General features: G+C 59.7%; 29 protein-coding genes and 2 pseudogenes. 18 read left to right on the top strand and 13 right to left on the bottom strand.

The annotated features are described in order from the left end of the window. Nucleotides 1-9 precede the first annotated feature (9 nt). Nucleotides 10-870 carry a carbon-nitrogen hydrolase family protein gene (locus KVG87_RS20515; protein WP_125917929.1) on the top strand — a complete coding sequence of 287 codons (861 nt, stop codon included), beginning with the start codon at nucleotides 10-12 and terminating at the stop codon, nucleotides 868-870. A 4-nt stretch (nucleotides 871-874) separates the two neighbouring features. Continuing rightward, nucleotides 875-2,317: a metalloprotease TldD gene (tldD, locus tag KVG87_RS20510; RefSeq protein ID WP_016771693.1), complete on the top strand. Its 1,443-nt coding sequence runs from the start codon at nucleotides 875-877 to the stop codon at nucleotides 2,315-2,317. 51 nt (nucleotides 2,318-2,368) lie between these two features. On the opposite strand, the gene yjgA is transcribed toward tldD, so the two are convergent. Next, entirely contained in the window at nucleotides 2,369-2,893 is a 525-nt protein-coding gene (gene yjgA / locus KVG87_RS20505; RefSeq protein WP_016771692.1) for a ribosome biogenesis factor YjgA, read from the bottom strand. Between the two features lie 108 nt (nucleotides 2,894-3,001). Here yjgA and pmbA point away from each other — a divergent pair, with 108 nt between their 5' ends. The 6 genes and pseudogenes from pmbA to KVG87_RS20480 all read left to right on the top strand — a co-directional run bounded on the left by pmbA (nucleotide 3,002) and on the right by KVG87_RS20480 (nucleotide 6,795). Beyond that, nucleotides 3,002-4,348 (top strand): metalloprotease PmbA, encoded by a 1,347-nt coding sequence (gene pmbA / locus KVG87_RS20500; RefSeq protein WP_024011613.1) that lies wholly within the window; start codon nucleotides 3,002-3,004, stop codon nucleotides 4,346-4,348. 252 nt (nucleotides 4,349-4,600) lie between these two features. Beyond that, nucleotides 4,601-4,681: pseudogene (locus KVG87_RS20495) on the top strand (FagA protein); the annotation flags it as partial. Further along, nucleotides 4,678-4,791, top strand: a pseudogene (locus KVG87_RS25935) (hypothetical protein); the annotation flags it as partial. The pseudogenes KVG87_RS20495 and KVG87_RS25935, both read left to right, overlap by 4 nt. A gap of 27 nt (nucleotides 4,792-4,818) precedes the next feature. Continuing rightward, nucleotides 4,819-5,259 (top strand): DUF2753 family protein, encoded by a 441-nt coding sequence (locus KVG87_RS20490; RefSeq protein ID WP_016771688.1) that lies wholly within the window; start codon nucleotides 4,819-4,821, stop codon nucleotides 5,257-5,259. Between the two features lies 1 nt (nucleotide 5,260). Then, nucleotides 5,261-5,872 carry a superoxide dismutase gene (locus KVG87_RS20485; RefSeq protein ID WP_016771687.1) on the top strand — a complete coding sequence of 204 codons (612 nt, stop codon included), beginning with the start codon at nucleotides 5,261-5,263 and terminating at the stop codon, nucleotides 5,870-5,872. A 29-nt stretch (nucleotides 5,873-5,901) separates the two neighbouring features. Continuing rightward, complete coding sequence (locus tag KVG87_RS20480; protein ID WP_217852322.1) at nucleotides 5,902-6,795, top strand: ZIP family metal transporter; 894 nt, start codon at nucleotides 5,902-5,904, stop codon at nucleotides 6,793-6,795. Nucleotides 6,796-6,829: 34 nt separating this feature from the next. Here the strand turns inward: KVG87_RS20480 and KVG87_RS20475 are convergent, their stop codons facing one another. From KVG87_RS20475 to KVG87_RS20430, 10 genes are all read right to left on the bottom strand, one after another. Further along, nucleotides 6,830-7,105: an HPr family phosphocarrier protein gene (locus KVG87_RS20475; protein WP_016771685.1), complete on the bottom strand. Its 276-nt coding sequence runs from the start codon at nucleotides 7,103-7,105 to the stop codon at nucleotides 6,830-6,832. Between the two features lie 15 nt (nucleotides 7,106-7,120). Next, complete coding sequence (gene rapZ / locus KVG87_RS20470; RefSeq protein ID WP_016771684.1) at nucleotides 7,121-7,978, bottom strand: RNase adapter RapZ; 858 nt, start codon at nucleotides 7,976-7,978, stop codon at nucleotides 7,121-7,123. A 2-nt stretch (nucleotides 7,979-7,980) separates the two neighbouring features. Next, nucleotides 7,981-8,445, bottom strand: coding sequence for a PTS IIA-like nitrogen regulatory protein PtsN (ptsN, locus tag KVG87_RS20465; protein WP_041477978.1), 465 nt, complete (start codon nucleotides 8,443-8,445; stop codon nucleotides 7,981-7,983). Between the two features lie 11 nt (nucleotides 8,446-8,456). Continuing rightward, nucleotides 8,457-8,765, bottom strand: a complete 309-nt coding sequence (hpf, locus tag KVG87_RS20460; protein ID WP_007912419.1) for a ribosome hibernation-promoting factor, HPF/YfiA family — start codon at nucleotides 8,763-8,765, stop codon at nucleotides 8,457-8,459. Nucleotides 8,766-8,838: 73 nt separating this feature from the next. Continuing rightward, the gene (locus tag KVG87_RS20455; protein WP_041477979.1) at nucleotides 8,839-10,329 is read right to left on the bottom strand and encodes an RNA polymerase factor sigma-54; all 1,491 of its coding nucleotides are present in this window, start codon (nucleotides 10,327-10,329) and stop codon (nucleotides 8,839-8,841) included. 166 nt (nucleotides 10,330-10,495) lie between these two features. Beyond that, on the bottom strand, nucleotides 10,496-11,221 hold the full coding sequence (gene lptB / locus KVG87_RS20450) for an LPS export ABC transporter ATP-binding protein (protein ID WP_024011621.1): 726 nt from the start codon (nucleotides 11,219-11,221) through the stop codon (nucleotides 10,496-10,498). Beyond that, nucleotides 11,221-11,766, bottom strand: a complete 546-nt coding sequence (lptA, locus tag KVG87_RS20445; RefSeq protein ID WP_016771679.1) for a lipopolysaccharide transport periplasmic protein LptA — start codon at nucleotides 11,764-11,766, stop codon at nucleotides 11,221-11,223. Before lptA ends, lptB begins: the two co-directional genes overlap by 1 nt. Next, the gene (gene lptC / locus KVG87_RS20440) at nucleotides 11,753-12,325 is read right to left on the bottom strand and encodes an LPS export ABC transporter periplasmic protein LptC (RefSeq protein ID WP_024011622.1); all 573 of its coding nucleotides are present in this window, start codon (nucleotides 12,323-12,325) and stop codon (nucleotides 11,753-11,755) included. The genes lptA and lptC overlap by 14 nt, the downstream gene beginning before the upstream one ends. 8 nt (nucleotides 12,326-12,333) lie before the next feature. Next, the gene (locus KVG87_RS20435; RefSeq protein ID WP_122707535.1) at nucleotides 12,334-12,858 is read right to left on the bottom strand and encodes a KdsC family phosphatase; all 525 of its coding nucleotides are present in this window, start codon (nucleotides 12,856-12,858) and stop codon (nucleotides 12,334-12,336) included. Further along, complete coding sequence (locus tag KVG87_RS20430) at nucleotides 12,858-13,832, bottom strand: KpsF/GutQ family sugar-phosphate isomerase (protein WP_041477981.1); 975 nt, start codon at nucleotides 13,830-13,832, stop codon at nucleotides 12,858-12,860. The genes KVG87_RS20435 and KVG87_RS20430 overlap by 1 nt, the downstream gene beginning before the upstream one ends. 272 nt (nucleotides 13,833-14,104) lie before the next feature. Between KVG87_RS20430 and KVG87_RS20425 the strand changes: the two genes are divergently transcribed. The 10 genes from KVG87_RS20425 (at nucleotide 14,105) to hisC (ending at nucleotide 22,069) form a co-directional block, all read left to right on the top strand. Further along, nucleotides 14,105-14,914, top strand: a complete 810-nt coding sequence (locus KVG87_RS20425; RefSeq protein WP_076565862.1) for an ATP-binding cassette domain-containing protein — start codon at nucleotides 14,105-14,107, stop codon at nucleotides 14,912-14,914. Continuing rightward, the gene (mlaE, locus tag KVG87_RS20420) at nucleotides 14,914-15,711 is read left to right on the top strand and encodes a lipid asymmetry maintenance ABC transporter permease subunit MlaE (protein ID WP_016771674.1); all 798 of its coding nucleotides are present in this window, start codon (nucleotides 14,914-14,916) and stop codon (nucleotides 15,709-15,711) included. Before KVG87_RS20425 ends, mlaE begins: the two co-directional genes overlap by 1 nt. Continuing rightward, nucleotides 15,711-16,178, top strand: a complete 468-nt coding sequence (mlaD, locus tag KVG87_RS20415; protein WP_016771673.1) for an outer membrane lipid asymmetry maintenance protein MlaD — start codon at nucleotides 15,711-15,713, stop codon at nucleotides 16,176-16,178. Before mlaE ends, mlaD begins: the two co-directional genes overlap by 1 nt. An 11-nt stretch (nucleotides 16,179-16,189) precedes the next feature. Further along, nucleotides 16,190-16,843, top strand: a complete 654-nt coding sequence (locus KVG87_RS20410; protein ID WP_076565863.1) for an MlaC/ttg2D family ABC transporter substrate-binding protein — start codon at nucleotides 16,190-16,192, stop codon at nucleotides 16,841-16,843. Then, a complete protein-coding gene (locus tag KVG87_RS20405) occupies nucleotides 16,840-17,145 on the top strand; it encodes an STAS domain-containing protein (protein ID WP_056782947.1) in 306 nt (101 codons plus the stop codon). Before KVG87_RS20410 ends, KVG87_RS20405 begins: the two co-directional genes overlap by 4 nt. A gap of 115 nt (nucleotides 17,146-17,260) precedes the next feature. Continuing rightward, complete coding sequence (locus tag KVG87_RS20400; RefSeq protein WP_016771670.1) at nucleotides 17,261-17,500, top strand: BolA family protein; 240 nt, start codon at nucleotides 17,261-17,263, stop codon at nucleotides 17,498-17,500. 22 nt (nucleotides 17,501-17,522) lie between these two features. After that, a complete protein-coding gene (gene murA / locus KVG87_RS20395; protein WP_016771669.1) occupies nucleotides 17,523-18,788 on the top strand; it encodes a UDP-N-acetylglucosamine 1-carboxyvinyltransferase in 1,266 nt (421 codons plus the stop codon). 128 nt (nucleotides 18,789-18,916) lie between these two features. Continuing rightward, nucleotides 18,917-19,552 (top strand): ATP phosphoribosyltransferase, encoded by a 636-nt coding sequence (gene hisG, locus KVG87_RS20390; protein WP_016771668.1) that lies wholly within the window; start codon nucleotides 18,917-18,919, stop codon nucleotides 19,550-19,552. A gap of 126 nt (nucleotides 19,553-19,678) precedes the next feature. After that, nucleotides 19,679-21,016 carry a histidinol dehydrogenase gene (gene hisD, locus KVG87_RS20385; protein WP_041477986.1) on the top strand — a complete coding sequence of 446 codons (1,338 nt, stop codon included), beginning with the start codon at nucleotides 19,679-19,681 and terminating at the stop codon, nucleotides 21,014-21,016. Nucleotides 21,017-21,019: 3 nt separating this feature from the next. Beyond that, the gene (gene hisC / locus KVG87_RS20380; protein ID WP_217852320.1) at nucleotides 21,020-22,069 is read left to right on the top strand and encodes a histidinol-phosphate transaminase; all 1,050 of its coding nucleotides are present in this window, start codon (nucleotides 21,020-21,022) and stop codon (nucleotides 22,067-22,069) included. A 144-nt stretch (nucleotides 22,070-22,213) separates the two neighbouring features. Here hisC and KVG87_RS20375 read toward each other — a convergent pair whose 3' ends face one another. Together KVG87_RS20375 and KVG87_RS20370 are read right to left on the bottom strand one after the other, a co-directional pair. Continuing rightward, nucleotides 22,214-22,636, bottom strand: coding sequence for a hypothetical protein (locus tag KVG87_RS20375; RefSeq protein ID WP_217852318.1), 423 nt, complete (start codon nucleotides 22,634-22,636; stop codon nucleotides 22,214-22,216). Nucleotides 22,637-23,336: 700 nt separating this feature from the next. Further along, entirely contained in the window at nucleotides 23,337-24,056 is a 720-nt protein-coding gene (locus tag KVG87_RS20370) for a DUF4198 domain-containing protein (RefSeq protein ID WP_217852316.1), read from the bottom strand. Nucleotides 24,057-24,067: the final 11 nt, after the last annotated feature.

Raw genomic sequence — 24,067 nt, 5'->3', positions numbered from 1 at the left:
GAGTTCGCCATGTCTTTAGCGGTGATTCAAATGGTCAGCCAGAGTGACGTGCCGGCCAATCTGGCCCAGGCGCGACGCCTGCTCGAACAGGCCGCCGCCGGCGGGGCGAAACTCGCGGTGCTGCCGGAAAACTTCGCCGCCATGGGCCGTCGCGACGTCGCCGATATCGGCCGCGCCGAGGCCTTGGGCGAAGGGCCGATCCTGCCCTGGTTGAAACAGACCGCCCGCGACCTCACCTTATGGATAGTCGCCGGTACATTGCCGTTGCCACCGTTGGGTCAACCCACGGCCAAAGCCAATGCCTGCTCGTTGCTGATCAACGATAACGGTGAGATCGTCGCGCGCTATGACAAGCTGCATCTGTTCGATGTCGATGTCGCCGACAATCGCGGCCGGTACCGTGAATCCGATGACTATGCTTATGGCGGTAATGTAGTGGTGGCGGATACGCCGGTGGGGCGAGTCGGTCTGAGCGTGTGTTACGACTTGCGTTTCCCGGAGCTGTACAGTGAATTGCGTGCCGCCGGTGCCGAATTGATTACCGCACCGTCGGCCTTTACGGCCGTAACCGGCGCCGCGCATTGGGATGTACTGATCCGCGCGCGGGCCATCGAAACACAGTGTTATATCCTCGCGGCCGCACAGGGCGGCAGTCATCCGGGGCCACGCGAGACCTTCGGGCATGCGGCGATTGTCGACCCGTGGGGGCGTGTGCTGGCCCAGCAGGATCAAGGCGAGGCGGTGTTGCTGGCCGCCCGCGACAGCGATGAACAAGCGTCCATCCGGGCGCGCATGCCGGTGACGCGTCATCGGCGGTTTTTCTCGCAGGGCGCCCAGCGGCCTGCTTCAGAACACGAATTTAAGGCGTAAACCTATGAGCGAGTTGTTGTCCTCAGTCAGTGATCACCTGTTGGCACCCGGCGGTGTCACGATCGAGAGCCTGCAAGGCGTGCTCGGCGATCTGGCCGGGCCGGGCATCGATGCCGCCGACCTGTATTTCCAGGGCCAGATTTCCGAGTCATGGGCGCTGGAAGACGGCATCGTCAAGGAAGGCAGCTTCAACCTCGATCAGGGTGTCGGCGTGCGCGCGCAGTCCGGTGAGAAAACCGGTTTTGCCTACAGCAACGCGATCACCCTCGAGGCCCTCGGTGCAGCGGCGCGTGCGGCGCGTTCGATCTCCCGCGCCGGGCAGAACGGCACCGTGCAGGCGTTCACCAGCCAGGACGTCGCGCAACTGTACGCGCCCGATAACCCGCTGGAAGTGCTCAGCCGCGCGGAAAAAGTCGAGTTGCTCAAACGCATCGACGTCGCCACCCGCGCACTCGACCCACGGATTCAGCAGGTCAGCGTGAGCATGGCCGGGGTCTGGGAGCGAATCTTGGTGGCCTCCACCGACGGTGGCCTGGCCGCCGACGTGCGCCCACTGGTGCGTTTCAACGTAAGCGTCATCGTCGAACAGAATGGCCGTCGCGAACGCGGCGGGCACGGCGGCGGTGGGCGTACCGATTACCGCTACTTCCTCGCCGAAGACCGCGCCATGGGTTATGCCCGCGAGGCGCTGCGCCAGGCTCTGGTCAATCTGGAAGCGATTCCGGCGCCGGCCGGTACCTTGCCGGTGGTGCTGGGTTCGGGCTGGTCCGGGGTGCTGCTGCACGAAGCGGTCGGCCATGGCCTGGAAGGCGATTTCAACCGCAAGGGCAGTTCTGCCTACAGCGGGCGCATGGGCGAAATGGTTGCATCGAAACTCTGCACCATCGTCGATGACGGCACCTTGAGCGGCCGTCGCGGTTCGCTCAGCGTCGATGACGAAGGCACACCGACCGAGTGCACCACGCTGATCGAAAACGGCGTACTCAAGGGCTACATGCAAGACAAGCTCAATGCGCGCCTGATGGGCGTGGCGCGCACCGGTAACGGTCGTCGCGAATCCTATGCGCATCTGCCGATGCCCCGCATGACCAATACCTACATGCTTGGTGGCGAAAGTGATCCGGCGGAAATCATCGCCTCGGTGAAGAAGGGCATCTACTGCGCCAACCTCGGCGGCGGTCAGGTCGATATCACCAGCGGCAAGTTCGTGTTCTCGACCAGCGAGGCTTATCTGATCGAGGACGGCAAAATCACCGCACCGGTCAAAGGCGCGACATTGATCGGCAACGGCCCCGAGGCGATGAGCCGGGTGTCGATGGTCGGTAACGATCTGGCGCTGGACAGCGGTGTGGGTACGTGCGGCAAGGATGGGCAGTCGGTGCCGGTAGGTGTCGGCCAGCCAACGCTGAAAATCGATGCGATCACCGTGGGTGGCACGGGCGCATAAGAACGGTGGGGCTTTCGGGTGGCGCGCAGGACGGCCACCCGGTGGCGATTTTCAACGCAGGCCGCGTTGAGTCTCGTCCAGCTCCCGAATGTATTTGAAGATCTTGCGGCTCGAAGCAGGCGGTTTGTTTTGCGCAACCTCATGCTGGGCCTGACGGATCAGGGAACGCAATTGCTGGCGATCGGCGTCCGGGTACTCGATGACGAATTTCTCCAGCACGGCGTCATCGCCCGCGATCAGGCGGTCACGCCAGCGTTCCAGATTATGGAAACGCTCGTTGTACTGGCGAGTGGAGGCATCGAGTTGATCGAGCAGAGTCAGAATCGCGTCAGTGTCCTGGTCGCGCATCAGTTTGCCGATGAACTGCAAATGCCGTTTACGCGCGATGTTCGCGGTGTGCTTGGGCGCATCGGCCAATGCCCGGCGCAAAGCGTCGGTCAACGGCAGTTTGGCGACCAGATCAGGCTTGAGTGTGGTCAGGCGCTCGCCGAGGTCAACCAGCGCATGCAACTCGCGTTTGACCTGAGATTTGCTTTTTTCTCCCGTATCGAGGGAGTCGTCGTAAGAATCAACCATGGTGGCAGTCCGCAAAGAAACGCCGCCATGATAACCAGTCGGGGGCCGCTTGTCCGGCCCGGTCGCTCGATGACCCCAGCCGAAAGCAGAATTTGAGTGGAGATGAGCATGAGTGCAGTTCAAAGCGTCGGCCCGCAGGCATTGCCGGCACTGCAAGAACAGGTCGAGCAGATCATCGCCGAAGCCAAGCGCCAGGGCGCCAGCGCCTGTGAAGTCGCGGTGTCGCTGGAGCAGGGGCTGTCGACTTCGGTGCGTCAGCGCGAGGTCGAAACCGTTGAATTCAACCGTGATCAGGGTTTTGGTATCACCTTGTACGTCGGCCAGCGCAAAGGCTCGGCCAGCACCTCCGCGACCGGCCCGGAGGCGATTCGTGAAACCGTCGCAGCAGCACTGGCCATCGCCAAGCACACTTCCGAAGATGAAGCCTCGGGCCTCGCCGACGCCGCACTGATGGCCAGGGATGTGCAAGATTTCGACCTGTTCCACGAATGGGACATCACCCCGGAGCAGGCCATCGAGAAGGCTTTGCTCTGTGAGGCCGCGGCGTTCGATGCCGATGCGCGAATCAAGAACGCCGACGGCACCACCCTCAGCACCCATCAGGGCTGCCGGGTTTATGGCAACAGCCACGGTTTCATCGGCGGTTACGCGTCGACCCGGCACAGCCTGAGTTGCGTGATGATCGCCGAAGCTGACGGCCAGATGCAGCGCGATTACTGGTATGACGTCAATCGCCAGGGCAGTCTGCTCGCCGATCCGGTGAGCATCGGCCAGCGTGCAGCGCAACGGGCGGCGAGCCGTCTGGGCGCGCGGCCGGTGCCGACCTGCGAAGTGCCGGTGCTGTTTTCCGCCGAACTGGCGGGTGGTCTGTTCGGCAGCTTCCTCTCGGCAGTGTCCGGCGGCAGCCTGTATCGCAAATCGTCGTTTCTCGAAGGCACACTGGGACAGAAGCTGTTCCCGGAATGGCTGACCATTGATGAGCGTCCGCATCTGATGCGTGCCATGGGCAGTGCTTCCTACGACGGTGATGGCCTGGCGACTTACGCGAAACCGTTCGTCGAAAAGGGCGAGTTGGTCTCCTACATCCTCGGCACCTATTCCGGGCGCAAGCTGGGCATGCCGAGCACCGCCAACGCGGGCGGGGTGCATAACCTGTTCGTCACCCATGGCGACGAGGATCAGGCAGCACTGCTCAAGCGCATGGGCCGGGGATTGCTGGTCACCGAGTTGATGGGCCATGGCCTGAACATGGTCACCGGTGACTATTCGCGCGGCGCTGCGGGCTTCTGGGTGGAAAACGGCGAGATCCAGTTCGCCGTGCAGGAAGTGACCATCGCCGGCAACATGCGCGACATGTTCAAGCAGATTGTCGCAGTGGGTAATGATCTGGAACTGCGCAGCAACATCCGCACCGGCTCGGTGTTGATCGAGCGGATGACTGTCGCCGGCAGCTAAGCCGCGAATCCGCCAAGCCCAAAAGGCGCGCCATCCGTTGTGGATGGCGCGCCTTTTTTATTCGCTTCGCACAAATCCCCTGTGGGAGCGAGCCTGCTCGCGAAAGCGGTGGATCAGTTGTAAATGTGCTGACTGACACAGCGCATTCGCGAGCAGGCTCGCTCCCACAAGTGAACAGCGCAAACTCGAGTGCTTGTGTTGGTTCTCATTATCATCTAATAATAAATCTCATCTCCGAACGAGTCGCGGATCATGAGTTCTGCCTTGCACGAGCAGCTCTACCTCGAAAGCTGGCGCTGGATGAGCCGCCAGATCCGTTGCGCGCTAAAGCCTGCAAGGAAGGCCGCGCGGTGATCGACGTCGCCCTGGAACACACCGACCTGTCGCGCAGCCAGCTGGAAGAGTTGCTCAACCCCGAGAAGCTCACCGCCGGCGGCGTGTAAACCCCGTAACCGCTTTGGAGGCTCACCATGGAGCACTGGAAACGCACGATCGAACGGGCCAATCGCTGCTTCATGCTGGGCGAACTGATCGACGCCCGCGAGGCTTACCTGCAAGCCCTGGCCCTGGCGCAAGTGTTGTTCGAACGCTGGGCGGATGCCGACGAAGCGGTGGCGGCCTGCGTCGTCTCTCATCACAACCTCGCCGATCTGCATTTGCGCCTGAATCAACCGGAGGAGAGCGCCGAATATCTCTGCGCCATTCACCAGCGCTTGTTGCAGACCATGCAGGACGAACGCCTGCGCCCGGCCCTGCGTGAGGCGGCGTTGCGCCAGAGCAGCAAGACCTACGTCGAACTGTTGAATTTCATCAGCGAGCACGGCGAGTACCCGCGCACCCAGCGCCTGCTGCATCCGGACACCGGCAATGCCCGCCGCGCCTCAAATCCCCATCAGTATGGAGTCCACTGAAATGGCTTTTACCTTGCCTGCCTTGCCTTATGCCTACGATGCCCTTGAGCCGCACATCGATGCGCAGACCATGGAAATCCATTACACCAAGCATCACCAGACCTACATCAACAACCTCAACGCCGCCGTGGAAGGCACCGAATTCGCCGAGTGGCCAGTGGAAAAACTCGTCGCCAGCGTCCAGCAACTGCCGGAAAAGCTTCGCGCAGCGGTGATCAATCAGGGCGGCGGTCACGCCAATCACTCGCTGTTCTGGGAAGTGATGGTGCCCAACGGAGGCGGCAAGCCCGACGGCGCGCTGGCCACGGCTATTGATGAGCAACTGGGCGGACTCGACAGCTTCAAGGAAGCGTTCACCAAAGCCGCGCTGACCCGTTTCGGCAGCGGCTGGGCGTGGCTGAGCGTCACCCCGGAGAAAAAACTGATCGTAGAAAGCAGCGGCAACCAGGACAGTCCGTTGATGAACGGCAACACCCCGATCCTTGGCCTCGATGTCTGGGAGCACGCTTACTACCTGCGTTACCAGAACCGTCGCCCGGAATACATCAACGCGTTCTACAACGTGATCAACTGGCCGGAAGTTGCTGCGCGCTATCAGGCCGCACTGGTTTAAGCCTTCAATAAAAACAATCAGGGCTGATTATGGGCACGGAAACACTGGCGATCGGCAGCGGGCGCATGTTTCGTTACGCGGTGGGTTCGCTGTTGCTGTTGGCGGGGATGACTTTGCTGGTCGCCCACGCTTTGCAATGGCTGAATCTGGAACCGAGGCTGTTGCGCGCCTTGCAGGGCGGTGCCATCTGCGCCTTGGGCACGGCGCTTGGCGCGGTGCCGGTGCTGGTGGTCCGGCGCATGCCGCAGGCACTCAGCGACACCTTGCTGGGATTCGGTGCCGGGGTGATGCTGGCGGCGACGGCATTTTCGTTGATTGTGCCGGGCATAGCTGCGGCTGAGAGTCTTGGCCTGACGCCGTGGGCCGCCAGTGGCCTGATCTGCTTCGGCATCCTGCTCGGCGCGTTCGGTCTGTATCTGGTGGATCGGCGCGTCTCCGGTGCCTCGCCGGAAATGCTCGTCGGCACGCTGGAGCATCCGGTAATTCCCCCGCGAATCTGGCTGTTCGTGTTCGCCATCATCGCGCACAACATTCCGGAAGGCATGGCGGTTGGCGTATCTGCCGGAGGCGGGATGGCGGACGCCGACAGTCTGGCGATGGGCATTGCGTTGCAGGATGTGCCGGAAGGACTGGTGATTGCTCTGGTGCTGGCCGGGGCGGGAATGTCGCGGGTCAGAGCGTTTCTGATCGGCGCGGCGTCGGGGCTGGTCGAACCGGTATTTGCGCTGCTGTGTGCGTGGCTCGTGAGTCTGGCTCAGGTGCTATTGCCGCTGGGGCTGGCTCTGGCGGCGGGGGCGATGTTGCTGGTGGTGACCCACGAAGTGATTCCAGAGTCACGCCGTCATGGGTATGACAAGCTGGCCAGTCTGGGTCTGTTGATCGGGTTTTGTCTGATGATGGTGATGGATACGGCGTTGGGGTGAATGAAGGCGAGGAACAGTGTCCCCGCCTCAAGGATTATTCACCTTCGTCGAAATACCTTTCGATCAGATCGACCAATGCGTCCATGGCTTCCTGAGCCTGTTCGCCTTCGGTGCTCAAATGGATTTTGGTGCCTTTACCCGCCGCGAGCATCATCATTGCCATGATGCTCTTGCCGTCGACAGTCGTTTCAGGTGTGCGTCCCACCCGGATCGTGCAGTCTGGATACTGACCCGCCACGCCGACGAATTTGGCCGATGCCCGGGCATGCAGGCCCAGCTTATTGATGATTTCGATTTCACGAGCAGGCATCGCGGTGTGAATCCTTTAGGTGAGGTCGCGGTGGCGAACCTGGACGTTCTTCAGGGTTTTCTGCAGGGCCTGACCCAAACGTTCGGTCAGGTAGACGGAGCGGTGGTGCCCGCCGGTGCAGCCGATGGCAATGGTGACGTAGGCGCGGTTGCTGGCGGCGAAGCGTGGCAGCCACTTGTTCAGGTAGGCGTAGATGTCCTGATACATTTCTTCGACATCCGGCTGCTGCGCCAGGTACTCGGCCACAGGGGCATCGAGGCCGGACTGAGCGCGCAGCTCCGGTTTCCAGTACGGATTGGGCAGGCAGCGCACGTCGAACACCAGGTCGGCGTCGACCGGCATGCCGCGCTTGAAGCCGAACGACTCGACCAGAAACGCCGTGCCGGGCTCCGGTTGATTCAACAGGCGCAACTTCAAGGTGTCGCGCAGTTGATACAGATTCAGGCTGGTGGTGTTGATCTTCAGGTCGGCCAGATCGGCGATCGGACCGAGCAGGGCGGTTTCATCGTGAATCGCCTCGGCCAGTGAGCGATTGGCGTTGCTCAGCGGGTGACGACGACGGGTCTCGGAAAAACGCTTGAGCAGGGTTTCTTCATCGGCGTCCAGGTACAGCACATCGCACTTGATATGCTTGGCACGCACGTCTTCGAGCAATTCGGGGAAGCGTGACAGATGGCTGGGCAGGTTGCGCGCATCGATCGACACGGCGACCAGCGGCTGCGCCAGTTCCGTGTGAATCAGCGCCCGCTCGGCCAGTTCCGGCAGCAAACCGGCCGGCAGATTGTCGATGCAGTAGTAGCCGTTGTCCTCAAGGACATTCAGGGCGGTACTTTTACCCGAGCCCGAACGGCCACTGACAATGATCAAGCGCATGATTAGTGCCCGTTCTGCTCGTCCAGTACAACCTGGTACAAGGCTTCATTGCTCGGAGCGCTGCGCAATTTGTCGCGCACTTCCTTGCGGTCGAGCATGCTGGCGATCTGGCGCAACAACTCCAGATGCGCGTCGGTCGCGGCTTCCGGGACAAGCAGCACGAAGAGCAGGTCCACCGGAGCGCCGTCGATGGCGTCGAAATCGATCGGGGCTTCGAGGTGCAGCAGGGCGCTCACTGGCCCCGCGCACCCCTTGAGGCGGCAGTGGGGAATGGCGATGCCGTTGCCAAAACCGGTGGAGCCGAGTTTTTCACGGGCGATCAGCGCCTCGAAGACATCCTGCATCGCCAGATCCGGCACTTCGCGGTGGATCAGGTTGGCAATCTGTTCGAGGGCTTTTTTCTTGCTGCCGCCCGGCGCGTTCACTTGGGAACGGCCGGGGGTCAGGATGGTTTCAAGTCGGATCATGGATAGGGGTGTTAACGACCGGTCGCGCCCTGGAGGAGGCTCTGGGTCTTTTCCTTATGCTTTTTGAGTTGGCGATCCAGCTTGTCGGTAAGTGAGTCGATCGCAGCGTACATGTCGGTATCTTCTGCGTTTGCGACCACTTCGCTGCCGGGGATATGCAAGGTGGCTTCGATCTTCTGCTTCAGCTTTTCGACGCACATCGTGACCTGCACGTTGGTGATCTTGTCGAAATGTCGCTCCAGTCGCTGGAGTTTTTCCTCGATGTAGGAACGCAGAGGTTGGGTCACTTCCAGTTGGTGTCCACTGATGTTGACTTGCATACAGCTTCTCCTTCGTTGCCAGTGCATAAAGCGGCAGGCCGAAAAGCCTGCCACTGGAACGCTGTAACGTGGCTTACATCAACCGCTTGCGTTCGCTCGAAGGCGCGATTCCGAGGGATTCGCGGTACTTGGCGACGGTGCGGCGAGCCACCTGAATGCCTTGTGCCTCCAGTAAACCAGCGATCTTGCTGTCACTCAACGGCTTTTTCTGATTTTCCGCTGCGACCAGTTTCTTGATGATCGCGCGGATCGCCGTGGACGAGCATTCGCCGCCTTCGGAGGTACTGACGTGGCTGGAGAAAAAGTATTTCAGCTCATAAATACCGCGCGGGGTATGCATGAATTTTTGTGTGGTCACCCGGGAAATCGTCGATTCGTGCATGCCGACCGCTTCGGCGATGTCATGCAATACCAACGGCTTCATTGCTTCGTCGCCGTATTCGAGGAAGCCGCGCTGATGTTCGACGATCTGCGTGGCCACTTTCATCAGGGTTTCGTTACGGCTCTGCAGGCTCTTGATGAACCAGCGCGCTTCCTGCAACTGGTTGCGCATGAAAGTGTTGTCGGCGCTGGTGTCGGCACGCTTCACAAAACCGGCGTACTGGGCGTTGACGCGCAGGCGAGGCACCGATTCCTGGTTCAGCTCGACCAGCCAGCGCTCGTTGTCCTTGCGCACGATCACGTCGGGAATCACGTATTCGGCTTCGGTCGACTCGATCTGTGAGCCGGGACGCGGATTGAGGCTCTGCACCAGTTCGATGACCTGGCGCAGCTCGTCTTCCTTGAGCTTCATGCGCCGCATCAACTGGCTGTAATCGCGGCTGCCGAGCAGGTCGATGTAATCGGCGACAAGCCGCTTGGCCTCGGTCAGCCACGGCGTCTTCGCGGGCAGCTGGCGCAGTTGCAGGAGCAGGCATTCGCTGAGGTTGCGGGCGCCGATACCAGCGGGCTCGAATTGCTGGATGCGATGCAGGACGGCTTCGATTTCGTCGAGCTCGATGTCCAGTTCCGGATCGAACGCTTCAAGAATTTCTTCGAGTGTTTCGTCCAGATAGCCCTGGTTGTTGATGCAGTCGATCAGGGTGACAGCGATCAGGCGATCGGTGTCGGACATCGGCGCCAGGTTCAGTTGCCAGAGCAGATGGCTTTGCAGGCTCTCGCCGGCGGACGTGCGGGTGGTGAAATCCCACTCATCGTCATCGCTGCTCGGCAGGCTGCTGGCGCTGGTCTGGTAGACGTCTTCCCAGGCAGTATCCACTGGCAGTTCGTTGGGGATGCGCTCGTTCCAATCGCCATCCTCGAGGTTATCCACCGTCGGGGCGGTTTCCTGGTAGGAGGGTTCCTGGATTTCGGCGGGCTTCTGTTCGGCGTTGTCGGCCAGAGGATCGGCGTTGTCGAAGTCGTCGCCTTCTTCCTGGCGTTCGAGCATCGGATTGGATTCCAGAGCCTCCTGGATCTCCTGTTGCAGGTCCAGGGTCGACAATTGGAGCAGGCGGATGGCCTGTTGCAGCTGCGGTGTCATCGTCAGCTGCTGGCCCATTCTCAAGACTAGCGATGGTTTCATGGCAGGGGCTTAACACCTTATTCGCCGGCGCTTTGCGCCATCCACTACAGGGCGCCGAAGCGCCAAACTTAAGCAAATTATATGCCTGAAACTGAAGTGTTTGCCTAGAGCGCTGTAACAATTAAAGCGTATAAATGCGCCTTGAATCGATACAGCGCTGTCGCGCTTACAGGCGGAACTCGTGACCCAGATACACTTCCTTGACCAGATCGTTGGCCAGGATGGTCTCGGCATCGCCTTCAGCGATCAGTTGACCGTCGTTGACGATGTAAGCGGTTTCGCAAATGTCCAGCGTCTCACGCACGTTGTGGTCGGTGATCAGCACACCGATGCCCTTGGCCTTGAGGTGGTGGATGATCTGCTTGATGTCGCCGACGGAGATCGGGTCAACACCGGCGAACGGTTCGTCGAGCAGGATGAACTTGGGTGCAGTGGCCAGGGCGCGAGCGATTTCCACCCGGCGACGCTCACCGCCGGACAGGCTCATGCCGAGGTTGTCGCGGATGTGGCTGATGTGGAATTCCTGCAGCAGGCTTTCCAGCTCCTTGCGACGACCGGCCTTGTCCAGCTCCGGGCGGGTCTCGAGGATCGCCATGATGTTGTCGGCGACCGACAGTTTGCGGAAGATCGACGCTTCTTGCGGCAGATAGCCGATACCGGCCTTGGCGCGGCCGTGCATCGGCTGGTGGCTGACGTCAAGATCGTCGATCAGCACGCGACCCTGATCTGCCTGCACCAGGCCAACGATCATGTAGAAGCACGTAGTCTTGCCGGCGCCGTTCGGGCCGAGCAAGCCGACGATCTGCCCGCTGTCGATCGACAGGCTGACGTCACGCACGACCTGGCGGCTTTTATAGGCCTTGGCCAGGTGCTGAGCTTTCAGAGTTGCCATTACTGGGATTTCTCTTCGGTTTTCTTCTTCGGCTGGATCACCATGTCGATGCGCGGACGCGATTCGGTGACCTTGCTGCCCGTGGCGCGACCGGCGCTGGCCAGTTTCTTCACGGTGTCGTAGACGATTTTTTCGCCCTGGGTGACGTTGTTATCCTTGTCGATAACCTTGGCCTTGTCGATCAGCACCACCCGATTCTGCTGGGCGTGGTATTGAATCGTCACGCCGTAGCCCTTGACCGGGTTGGCGTCGCCCTGGGTCTGCAACTGCTCGAAGTAAGCCAGGTTGCCTACCGAGGTCACCACGTCGATGTCGCCATTGGGCGCGCGAGTCATGGTCACGGTGTTGCCTTTGACGATCATCGAACCCTGGGTAATGATCACGTCACCTTTATAGGTGGCGATGCCATTCTTGTCGTCCAGTTGGGCGTCGTCGGCCTGAATGCGGATAGGCTGCTGCTGATCGTTCGGCAGGGACCAGGCGCTCGCGCTTCCCAGTGCTGCGCCCAGACTGAGCAAAATAGGGAGGGTTTTAACGAGCCTCATACTGTCCTCTTACGTTCGATTGCAGGTGTATCCTGCTGTCCTTCAGGTACGCTTTCATTCCGACGCCAGTCGATACGCCGCCAGCGCCCTCGATTCTAACGGGTTGCGCGGTCTGCGCATATTCTTGCTGCGGGAACACGGTCATGCGGGTGCTGGTGATCAGGGTGCCGCGCTGTTTCTCATCGGTGCGCTGTACGCGTACCGAATCGATCAATTCAACTTCGGTGCCGCCCGAATTCACTTCGCCGCGCTCGCTGGTCACGTGCCACGGGAAGTCGGTGCCGCGATACATGTTCAAGTCAGGCTTGGTTACCAGAGTGACATCGGTGGCCTTGACGTGCTCGGCCTTGTCGGAGGTCATCTCATACTGCACCTTGCCGTCGGGCAGGTACTGAATGGTGTGCGTGTTGGTCGCATACCAGTCGATCGGATTCTCGGCGGCCGAGACCGGCGGCTTGTCGAGGAAGCGTTCCGGGCTGATGTTCCAGTAGCCGACCGCAGCGAAAATCGCCGCGATGCAGCCGAACAGCAGGAAATTGCGAAACTTTTTGCTAAACATGGTCAGGCTCACAGGTACGCGGCGTTGGCCGCTTCGAGGCGGTCCTGGGCGCGCAGGATCAATTCGCAGAATTCGCGGGCGGCACCTTCGCCGCCACGGGCGCGGGTAACGCCGTGGGCGTGTTCGCGGACGAAATCGGCAGCGTTGGCCACCGCCATGCCCAGCCCTACACGGCGGATCACCGGCAAGTCTGGCAGATCGTCACCCAGGTAGGCGACTTCTTCATAGCTTAGGCCCAGTTGCGCGAGCAGACCGTCGAGTACCACCAGTTTGTCCTCGCGCCCCTGAAACAGATGCGGGATGCCGAGGTTTTTCGCGCGGCGCTCGACCACCGGGGTCTTGCGGCCACTGATGATCGCCGTTTGTACGCCGGCATTCATCAGCATCTTGATGCCCTGACCGTCGAGGGTATTGAAGGTCTTGAACTCGCTGCCGTCTTCAAGGAAGTACAGGCGCCCATCGGTGAGCACACCGTCGACGTCGAACACAGCCAGTTTGATTGCTTTGCCGCGTTGCAGCAGATCGTTGCTCATTACATGACTCCTGCGCGCAGCAGATCGGAGAGGTTGAAGGCGCCGATCGGGCGATCCTCCTCGTCGACGACTACCAGGGCGTTGATTCGATGGTCTTCCATGATTTTCAGGGCTTCGGCGGCGAGCATGTCGGGCCGGGCGGTCTTGCCGTGTGCAGTCATCACTTGGTCGATGGTGGCGCTGCGGATGTCGATGGCGCGATCCAGCGTGCGGCGCAAATCACCGTCGGTGAAGATCCCGGCGAGCTTGCCATCGGCTTCAATAATAGCGGTCATGCCCAGACCCTTGCGGGTCATTTCCATCAGCGCGTCCTTGAGCAGGGTACCGCGTTGTACCTGCGGCAGCTCCTGCCCGGCGTGCATGACGTTTTCGACTTTCAGCAGCAGGCGACGGCCAAGGGCGCCACCGGGATGCGAGAAGGCAAAATCTTCGGCGGTAAAACCACGCGCTTCCAGCAGGGCCACGGCCAGAGCGTCGCCCATGACCAGTGCGGCCGTGGTCGAAGAGGTCGGTGCCAGATTCAGCGGACAGGCTTCGTGCTCTACATGCACATTGAGATTGACCTCGGCAGCCTTCGCCAATGGCGACTGTGGATTGCCGGTGACGCTGATCAGCTGGATACCCAGGCGTTTGATCAATGGCAGCAGCGTTACGATTTCGTTGGTCGAGCCGGAGTTCGACAGGGCCAGAATCACATCGTCGCGGGTGATCATGCCCATGTCGCCGTGGCTGGCTTCGGCCGGATGCACGAAAAACGCTGGAGTGCCGGTGCTGGCGAGGGTGGCGGCGATCTTGTTGCCGACGTGCCCGGATTTGCCCATGCCGACTACGACCACGCGGCCCTTGCTGGCCAGAATCATCTCGCAGGCGCGTACGAAATCGGCGTCGATATGGGCCATCAAGCCTTGGACGGCTTCCACTTCGAGGCGGATGGTGCGTTGTGCCGATTGAATCAGGTCGCGGGTTTTGCTCATGTCAGAATCGTATGGGCCGATGAAAAGGCGGCGATTATAGCGGTTATGTGGCAAAGCCTCACGCAAGTTCGACGTGCTTTGTCATTACTGGTTACCAAAACCCTCTGAAAGTCGCTCAGGCCCTCTTCAGTCGGCGATCTTGGCCGGGTTCTCGCTTGGGCGCTCAGCCTTTGCAGTGATATAGTTCGCCGCCAGTTCGGCCTGCCCGGGATGCAGGTGTTTCCGAGGAAAGTCTGGCATCCCAGTGAGAGGCTGCATCGCAAGGAGTTTAGATGAGTGCCGATAACGCCTACGCGGTCGAGCTGAAGGGAGTCTCCTTCAAGCGCGGTGCGCGGAGCATTTTCAATAACGTCGATATCCGCATCCCGCGCGGCAAGGTCACCGGCATCATGGGGCCTTCCGGCTGCGGCAAGACCACGCTGCTGCGCCTGATGGGCGCGCAGTTGCGGCCGTCCGGCGGCGAAGTCTGGGTCAACGGGCAGAACCTGCCGACGCTGTCGCGCAGTGATCTGTTCGATGCGCGCAAGCACATGGGCGTGCTGTTTCAGAGCGGTGCGCTGTTCACCGACCTCGATGTGTTCGAGAACGTGGCCTTTCCGCTACGGGTGCACACGCAACTGCCGGAAGACATGATTCGCGACATCGTCCTGCTCAAATTGCAGGCCGTGGGGCTGCGTGGCGCCATCGAGCTGATGCCGGACGAACTGTCCGGCGGCATGAAGCGCCGCGTGGCGCTGGCCCGGGCGATTGCCCTCGATCCGCAGATTCTCATGTACGACGAGCCTTTTGTGGGCCAGGACCCGATTGCCATGGGCGTGTTGGTGCGCCTGATCCGCCTGCTCAACGATGCACTGGGAATCACCAGCATCGTGGTCTCGCACGACCTGGCGGAAACCGCGAGCATTGCCGACTACATCTATGTCGTGGGCGATGGTCAGGTGCTGGGGCAGGGCACGCCGGATGAGCTGATGAATTCGGATGACCCGCGTATCCGTCAGTTCATGACCGGTGATCCCGATGGCCCGGTGCCGTATCACTTTCCAGCGACGGATTACCGCGCAGATCTTCTGGGGAAGCGTTGATGCGCAGAATTTCATTGATGGAACGCGTGCGTCGGTTCGGCGAATCGGCGATCGACGCGGTCGCGGTGTTTGGTCGGGCGACCCTGTTCCTGTTTCACGCCCTGCTGGGCCGTGGCGGTATCAGCGGTGGGTTCGGCCTGTTGGTCAAGCAACTGCATTCGGTCGGCGTCATGTCGCTGGTGATCATCGTGGTCTCCGGCATTTTCATCGGCATGGTCCTGGCGTTGCAGGGCTTCAGCATTCTTTCCAGCTATGGTTCAGAGCAGGCGGTGGGGCAGATGGTCGCCCTGACACTGCTGCGTGAACTGGGGCCGGTGGTCACGGCGTTGCTGTTTGCCGGGCGGGCCGGTTCGGCGTTGACCGCCGAGATCGGCAACATGAAATCCACCGAGCAGCTGTCCAGCCTGGAAATGATCGGTGTCGATCCGCTCAAGTACATCATTGCCCCGCGCCTGTGGGCCGGCTTCATTTCCCTGCCGGTGCTGGCGATGATTTTCAGCGTCGTCGGCATCTGGGGCGGTTCGTGGGTGGCGGTCGACTGGCTGGGCGTCTACGAAGGCTCGTACTGGGCGAACATGCAGAACAGCGTGAACTTCACCAGTGATGTGCTCAATGGCGTGATCAAGAGTGTCGTTTTCGCCTTTGTCGTGACCTGGATCGCCGTATTCCAAGGCTATGACTGTGAACCCACGTCCGAGGGGATCAGTCGTGCCACCACCAAGACCGTGGTGTTTGCCTCGCTGGCAGTGCTCGGCCTGGACTTTATTCTGACCGCTTTGATGTTTGGAGATTTCTGATGCAAAACCGCACCCTGGAAATCGGTGTCGGCCTGTTCCTGCTGGCAGGGATCCTGGCTTTGCTGCTGCTCGCCTTGCGCGTCAGCGGCCTGTCTCCGACTTCGTCCACCGACACTTACAAGTTGTATGCGTATTTCGACAATATCGCCGGTCTGACTGTCAGAGCCAAAGTGACCATGGCCGGTGTGACCATCGGCAAGGTCACCGCAATCGATCTGGATCGCGACAGCTTCACCGGTCGGGTCACGCTGCAAGTGGATAAAAAGGTCGACAACCTGCCGGTCGATTCGACTGCATCTATCCTCACCGCGGGTCTGCTGGGCGAGAAATACATCGGTATCAGCGTCGGTGGTGAAGACACCCAGTTGAAAGACGGTGGAACCATCCACGACACGCAGTCGTCACTGGTACTGGAAGACCTGATCGGTAAATTCCTGCTCAATACCGTTAGCAAAGACGCCAAATGAGGAGCTTTTGAATGATCTCTATCTTGCGACGTGGCCTGTTGGTGTTGCTCGCGGCCCTGCCGTTGATGGCTAACGCTGCACCGGGGCAATCGGCTCATGACCTGATTCAGGACACCACGAACCGGATGCTTGCCGACTTGCAGGCAAATAAAGAGAAGTACAAGCAGGATCCGCAGGATTTCTATGCGGCGCTCAACAGCATTGTGGGGCCGGTGGTGGATGCCGAGGGCATCTCCAAAAGCATCATGACCGTGAAGTATTCGCGCAAGGCCACGCCTGAGCAGATGCAGCGCTTTCAGGAAAACTTCAAGCGCGGTCTGTTCCAGTTCTATGGCAACGCTCTGCTGGAATACAACAACCAGGGCATCACGGTTGACCCGGCCAAAGACGAATCGGGCGACCGCACCAGCGTCAACATGACCGTCAAGGGCAGCAATGGCGCGATCTATCCGGTGCAGTACACGCTTGAGAAGATCAGCGGCGAGTGGAAACTGCGCAACGTGATCATCAACGGCATCAACATCGGCAAGCTGTTCCGTGACCAGTTTGCTGACGCCATGCAACGCAATGGCAACGATCTGGACAAGACCATCGATGGCTGGGCCGGTGAAGTGGCCAAGGCCAAGCAGGAAACCGACAAAGCCGCCGCGAAGCCAGCGCAATGAGTGAGGCGGCAGTTCGTATGAGTGATGTCGACGAGCTGGTGCTCAGCGGCGTGCTGGATTACCGCACCGGGCCTGAGCTGCGCAAGGAAGGGCAGGCGCTGATCAAGTCGAGCAAGGCGTCCGCGCTGGTCATCGATTGTTCGGCGGTGCAGAAGTCCAGCAGCGTCGGCCTGTCGTTGCTGCTGTGCTTCATGCGCGATGCGCAGGCGGCCGGCAAGGCCGTCAGCATCCGTGCGATGCCTGAAGACATGCGCGAAATCGCTCAGGTCAGTGAATTGACCGAGCTGTTGGCGCAACCCTGAACCATCATCTATAAAGAAGCCCCCCGTCAGAGTCCTGCGTTGCGGGGTTCGCAGGCGCGGGGCTTTTTTGTATGATGTCCGACCCGTGCGCACAGGGCGCCGATTGAGGTTGAGCATGCAGGCCGTAGAAGTGAAGAGCTTCCTTGAAGGAAAGCTGCCAGGAACGCTGGTAGAAGTTGAAGGCGAAGGCTGCAACTTCCAGCTGAACGTGATTAGCGATGAACTGGCGGCGTTGAGCCCGGTGAAGCGTCAGCAGCAGGTCTATGCCCATTTGAACCCATGGATCACCGATGGCAGCATCCATGCGGTCACTATGAAATTTTTCAGCCGCGCGGCCTGGGCCGAGCGCACCTGAGCCCTAGGGCGTCGAGATACTAATGGATAAATTGATTATTACCGGTGGCGCTCGTCTTGATGGCGAGATCCGCATTTCCGGCGCGAAGAACTCCGCCCTGCCGATTCTGGCCGCGACCTTGCTGTGCGATGGCCCGGTCACCGTTGGCAACCTGCCGCACCTGCACGACATCACCACCATGATCGAGCTGTTCGGGCGCATGGGCATCGAGCCGGTAATCGACGAGAAGCTCAGCGTCGAAATCGACCCGCGCACCATCAAGACCCTGATCGCGCCGTACGAACTGGTGAAAACCATGCGTGCGTCGATCCTTGTGCTCGGCCCGATGGTCGCGCGTTTCGGGGAAGCCGAAGTCGCGCTGCCTGGCGGTTGCGCCATCGGTTCGCGTCCGGTCGATCTGCACATCCGCGGTCTGGAAGCCATGGGCGCAGTCATCGACGTCGAAGGCGGCTACATCAAGGCCAAGGCACCTGAAGGTGGCTTGCGCGGCGCGCACTTCTTCTTCGACACCGTCAGCGTGACCGGTACCGAGAACATCATGATGGCCGCTGCACTGGCCAAAGGCCGCAGCGTGTTGCAGAACGCCGCGCGCGAACCTGAAGTGGTCGACCTGGCGAACTTCCTCAACGCCATGGGCGCCAAGGTTTCCGGTGCAGGCACCGACACCATCACCATCGATGGCGTCGAGCGTCTGGGTTCGGCGTTCTACAAGGTCATGCCTGACCGTATCGAAACCGGCACCTATCTGGTCGCTGCTGCCGTGACCGGTGGCCGCGTGAAGGTCAAGGACACCGATCCGACCATCCTCGAAGCGGTACTGGAAAAGCTGCGTGAGGCCGGTGCGGAAATCACCTGCGGTGAAGACTGGATCGAGCTGAACATGCACGGCAAGCGCCCGAAGGCGGTCAACGTGCGCACCGCGCCGTACCCGGCGTTCCCGACCGACATGCAGGCCCAGTTCATCTCGCTCAACGCCATTGCCGAAGGTACTGGTGCGGTGATCGAGACGATCTTCGAAAACCGTTTCATGCACGTGTACGAGCTGCACCGCATGGGCGCGCATATCCAGGTTGAAGGCAACACTGCCATCGTCACCGGTATCGAGAAGCTCAAGGGCGCGCCAGTCATGGCCACCGATCTGCGCGCATCGGCCAGTCTGGTGATCTCGGCGCTGGTTGCCGAAGGCGACACGCTGATCGACCGCATCTACCACATAGACCGTGGTTACGAGTGCATCGAAGAAAAACTGCAAATGCTGGGTGCCAAGATCCGTCGCGTTCCGGGCTGATCGCTGCATCGGGACACACGGACGTGTCCACTGAATTCGTTTCGAGTCGAGGGTGTACGCACCCTCGATGTGTGTCCGGCGCCGATTGCGACCGGGCATGAGTACCTTGATAAGGACTGACGTTTCCCATGTTGACCATCGCACTGTCCAAGGGCCGCATCCTTGACGACACCCTGCCGCTTCTCGCTGAAGCGGGCATCGTGCCGACCGAGAATCCGGACAAGAGCCGCAAGCTGATCATTCCCACGACCCAGGACGACGTGCGTCTGCTGATCGTGCGTGCCACCGACGTGCCGACCTATGTCGAGCATGGCGCGGCCGACCTCGGCGTTGCCGGTAAGGACGTGCTGATGGAATACAGCGGCCAGGGCCTGTACGAGCCGCTGGACCTGCAGATCGCCCAATGCAAGCTGATGACCGCCGGCAAGATCGGCGCGGCCGAGCCCAAGGGCCGTCTGCGCGTGGCGACCAAGTTCGTCAACGTTGCCAAGCGTTATTACGCCGAGCAGGGCCGTCAGGTCGACATCATCAAGCTGTACGGCTCGATGGAACTGGCGCCGCTGATCGGGCTGGCCGACAAGATCATCGACGTGGTCGACACCGGCAACACCCTGCGCGCTAACGGCCTGGAGCCACAGGAACTGATCGCCACGATCAGCTCGCGTCTGGTGGTCAACAAGGCTTCAATGAAAATGCAGCACGCCCGAATCCAGGCGTTGATCGACACGCTGCGCAACGCAGTGGAATCGCGACACCGCGGCTGATCTACCAGCGCGGCCCGAGGCCGCGCCGTCTATCCGCCTCATAGCCAGAATTCTCAGGTGCCCAAGCGGATCGAATGCTAGTTTCGGGCGCCTGAGTTTTTTGCCAATTCCTATGAGGCTCTCGCTATGACCGCACCGACTGCAATTCGCCGACTCAACGCTGCTGACCCGGATTTCGCGCATCATCTGGATCATCTGCTGAGCTGGGAAAGTGTGTCTGACGACTCGGTCAATCAGCGCGTGCTCGACATCATCAAGGCTGTGCGCGAGCGCGGTGACGCGGCGCTGGTCGAGTTCACCCAGAAGTTCGACGGCCTCGAAGTCGCCTCGATGGCCGACCTGATCCTGCCGCGCGAGCGTCTCGAACTGGCCCTGACCCGCATCACTGTGCCGCAACGCGAGGCCTTGGAAAAAGCCGCCGCCCGCGTGCGCAGCTATCACGAAAAACAGAAGCAGGATTCCTGGAGCTACACCGAGGCTGACGGCACGGTGCTCGGCCAGAAAGTCACGCCGCTGGATCGTGCCGGCCTTTACGTGCCGGGCGGCAAGGCCTCGTATCCGTCGTCGGTATTGATGAACGCGATTCCGGCCAAGGTCGCCGGCGTGACCGAAGTAGTCATGGTCGTGCCAACCCCGCGCGGTGAAATCAACGAGCTGGTGCTGGCCGCTGCCTGTATCGCCGGTGTCGACCGCGTGTTCACCATCGGCGGCGCGCAAGCAGTTGCCGCACTGGCGTACGGCACCGAAAGCGTGCCGCGTGTCGACAAGGTTGTCGGCCCGGGCAATATCTATGTCGCCACGGCCAAGCGCCATGTGTTCGGCCAGGTCGGCATCGACATGATCGCCGGCCCTTCGGAAATTCTTGTGGTGTGCGACGGCCAGACTGATCCGGACTGGATCGCCATGGACCTGTTCTCCCAGGCCGAGCACGACGAAGACGCGCAAGCGATTCTGGTCAGCCCTGACGCCGAGTTCCTCGACAAGGTGGCCGCGAGCATCGATAAATTGCTGCCGACCATGGACCGCGCGACCATCATCGAAACTTCGATCAATGGCCGTGGTGCGCTGATCCAGGTCACTGACATGGCCCAGGCCATCGAAGTCGCCAACCGTATCGCCCCGGAACACCTGGAGTTGTCGGTCGCTGATCCACAAGCCTGGCTGCCGCAGATCCGCCACGCCGGTGCGATCTTCATGGGCCGCCACACTTCCGAAGCGTTGGGCGATTACTGCGCCGGTCCGAACCACGTGTTGCCGACTTCCGGCACCGCGCGGTTCTCCTCGCCGCTGGGCGTCTACGACTTCCAGAAGCGCTCGTCGATCATCTTCTGCTCCGAGGCCGGCGCTTCCGAGCTGGGCAAAACTGCATCGGTACTGGCCCGTGGCGAATCGCTGAGCGCCCACGCACGCAGCGCCGAATACCGCATCAAAGACCAAGACTTTCTGAAAGGGCAGGGGAACTGAGCGATGAGTAAATTCTGGAGCCCGTTCGTCAAGGATCTGGTGCCCTACGTGCCGGGTGAACAGCCGAAGCTGACCAAGCTGGTCAAGCTCAATACCAACGAAAATCCGTATGGCCCGTCGCCAAAAGCGCTGGCGGCGATGCAAGCCGAGCTCAACGACAACCTGCGCCTGTACCCGGATCCGAACAGTGATCTGCTGAAAAACGCCGTGGCCGACTATTACGGCGTGCAAACCAGTCAGGTGTTCCTTGGCAACGGTTCGGACGAAGTGCTCGCGCACATCTTCCACGGTCTGCTGCAACACGATCAGCCGCTGCTGTTCCCGGACATCAGCTACAGCTTCTATCCGGTCTACTGCGGTCTGTACGGCATTGAATTCGATGCGGTGCCACTGGATGCACAATTCCAGATCAACCCGGCCGATTACGCCAAACCGAATGGCGGGATCATTTTTCCCAACCCGAACGCCCCGACCGGTTGCCTGCTGGCGCTGGACGCCGTCGAGCAAATCCTCAAGGCCAGTCCTGATTCGGTCGTGGTCGTCGACGAGGCGTACATCGACTTCGGCGGCGAGACGGCGATCAGTCTGGTGGACCGCTATCCGAATCTGCTGGTGACGCAGACGCTGTCCAAGTCACGCTCGCTGGCGGGCCTGCGTGTCGGTCTGGCGGTAGGGCACCCGGACTTGATCGAAGCGCTGGAGCGGATCAAGAACAGCTTCAACTCCTATCCACTGGATCGTCTGGCGATTGTCGGCGCGGCGGCGGCTTTCGAAGATCGCGAGTATTTCGACAAGACCTGTCGTCAGGTGATCGAGAGCCGCGAATGGGCGGTGGCGCAGTTGCAGGCTAAAGGCTTTGAAGTGCTGCCGTCGGCTGCCAACTTCATCTTCGCTCGCCACCCGCAGCATGACGCGGCGGGCCTGGCGGCCAAGCTGCGCGAGCAGGGCGTGATCGTGCGGCACTTCAAGCAGGAACGGATTGCGCAGTTCTTGCGGATATCGGTGGGTACCCCGGAGCAGAATCAGGCGTTGATTGATGGGCTGGAGATGTGAAGTAGCCGAGCCGGATTATTGAAGCCATCAGATAATCGTGCCCATTGAGGGCACGATTTTTTTAGAATTGGATATCGGGCTCCTATTATAGTTTTTCCTTGTTGAATTCACGCTGTTTCGGTAGGTGGGTAAGTTTGTCTTTTATTACCATGCAATATCAAAATCGCCAGTAACAGATTCGTTATCAACGTCAGTGAATTTGAACGTGCCAGATGCTTTTTTCATGTCGGTGGAAAGTGTCAAATTCAAGGTGCCATTGGTGTGCACCTCGTAACTTTGGCTTCCATTATTTCCAAAAAAATATCCGAATATCGAGTAATTTTCTGGATAGTCTTCGTAAATTCGATATTCGTGTTTACCTTCTTGCGGGTTTACGGGAAGGGACACTACAAAGTATGTATTGTCCAATCTGCCAACAAAAGCAATGCTTTCACCTCCGTTTCCACTAGCGTATCGTACGTGTTCGACTTGTACGAATTTGTGCTGTTCTTTAAGTCTGGTAAATTTGATATGACTCTTGGCAGGTGTCACGACATCTCCGTTTGTTTGGGAGTTGCGAGTTTTCATTTTTTTGTTTCTCTTTTGCGCGATTAAGGGAAGCCTAAAGTTAGTCAACTACTTATAGTTTATCTACTGTCATATCTGACAGGTTTTTAGAATCTTTCTTTTGGTGTTTAGTTTCGTTTGGTTATATGAGGCTATATGAATGCATTGAATTTTGGAGAGGTGCTAAATTGCCCGAGCGGGAAATAATCGCGTGGCACTTCAATCAGGATCGGAACGCGCAGCTTTGCGGATGTCGTGGGCACGGCGTTGCAGGATCAGGCGTTGATTCATGGTCCGGGGCGATACATAAGATCTGCACCGAAGAGAATTCCAGATCTTGACAGATAGAACGGGAATCCATTCCACAATCGTTACCATGCTTGATGTTGATTAGGCTTTATTAAATTCAAATCTTCCTGAACTCTGTGTGCCTGATTTTTATTTGGGATAGTAGATTTACATTTGCTGGTGTGAAATTGTTTGTAAGCTTTTCCGGCTGCCCTGATTTTCTTGAGGATAGAAGAGGTTGAGGATCGCTAATAATCCGAGGTGCTATCAGATCTAACGGTCGTTCTGTCTTTTTGTTTCATGTGTTGTTCATTTGCAGGAGTAATAGTCAGGAGATTTGATCGAGAAAACTTGCTCACGATGCGCCATAAGCGAATCGCTATTCATGGGGCGCTATCGCGAGCAAGAGCGTATCCCGCGGAACTTATGTTAACTATTCATGATGCGCTTCACCAAGGAACGTCAGCGAACTGAACAACCCACGACTGTCCACATCCACACTGTCCTTCACCGGCACTTCAACCTGCGCCGCAATCACATTCAACCCTTCATTACGCACCAGCACCTGCGCACGCCCATCCTTGTCGGTCTCGGTGCTCAGGGTGTTTGGCGCGCTGCGATAGTCGCCAATCAACTTCACCCCTGCCGCCGGTTTGCCATCGAGAAGCACCTGCACCGGTAACGATTTGCCCGGCCCGACCGTCAGCGGATCGACCTCCGGCAGGATCAGCAGTTTGATCTGGTCCAGATTCGGCAATTTCGCCCCCGGCTGATAGATGGCCAGGCTGTACTTGAAGGTCTGCGTGGCCTCGGTGGCGCCGGGCACTTTGCTGCGTCCTTCGTTGATCCACTTCTTGTCCGCCGTCTGCGACCACATGCCATTATTCAGCGCCACGGCCATCACCGCCGGCGGCTTCAATGGTTTCAAACGGGCATGATCGGCCAGGCGCTCGACGCTGACCGGGATCATTTTGCCGCTTGCGTCATAAGCCCAGGCACCGCTGATTTTTTGTGCCTTGAAGGCGTTGTCTTCGGCGCCGTGACCGTAGACCACTTCGATGTTGCCGCGTCGTTCCTCTGTCCACAGGCCGTGGGCCGACACTTGCCCGGTGAAGAGCGCAGCGATGAGCAGAAGGGATTTGCCGTAGTGCATGGTGACGTCCT

Origin of the sequence: Pseudomonas siliginis (assembly GCF_019145195.1) — a bacterium.
GTDB classification, from domain to species: Bacteria; Pseudomonadota; Gammaproteobacteria; order Pseudomonadales; family Pseudomonadaceae; genus Aquipseudomonas; species Aquipseudomonas siliginis.
This window is presented reverse-complemented; position numbering and strand designations above follow the sequence as displayed.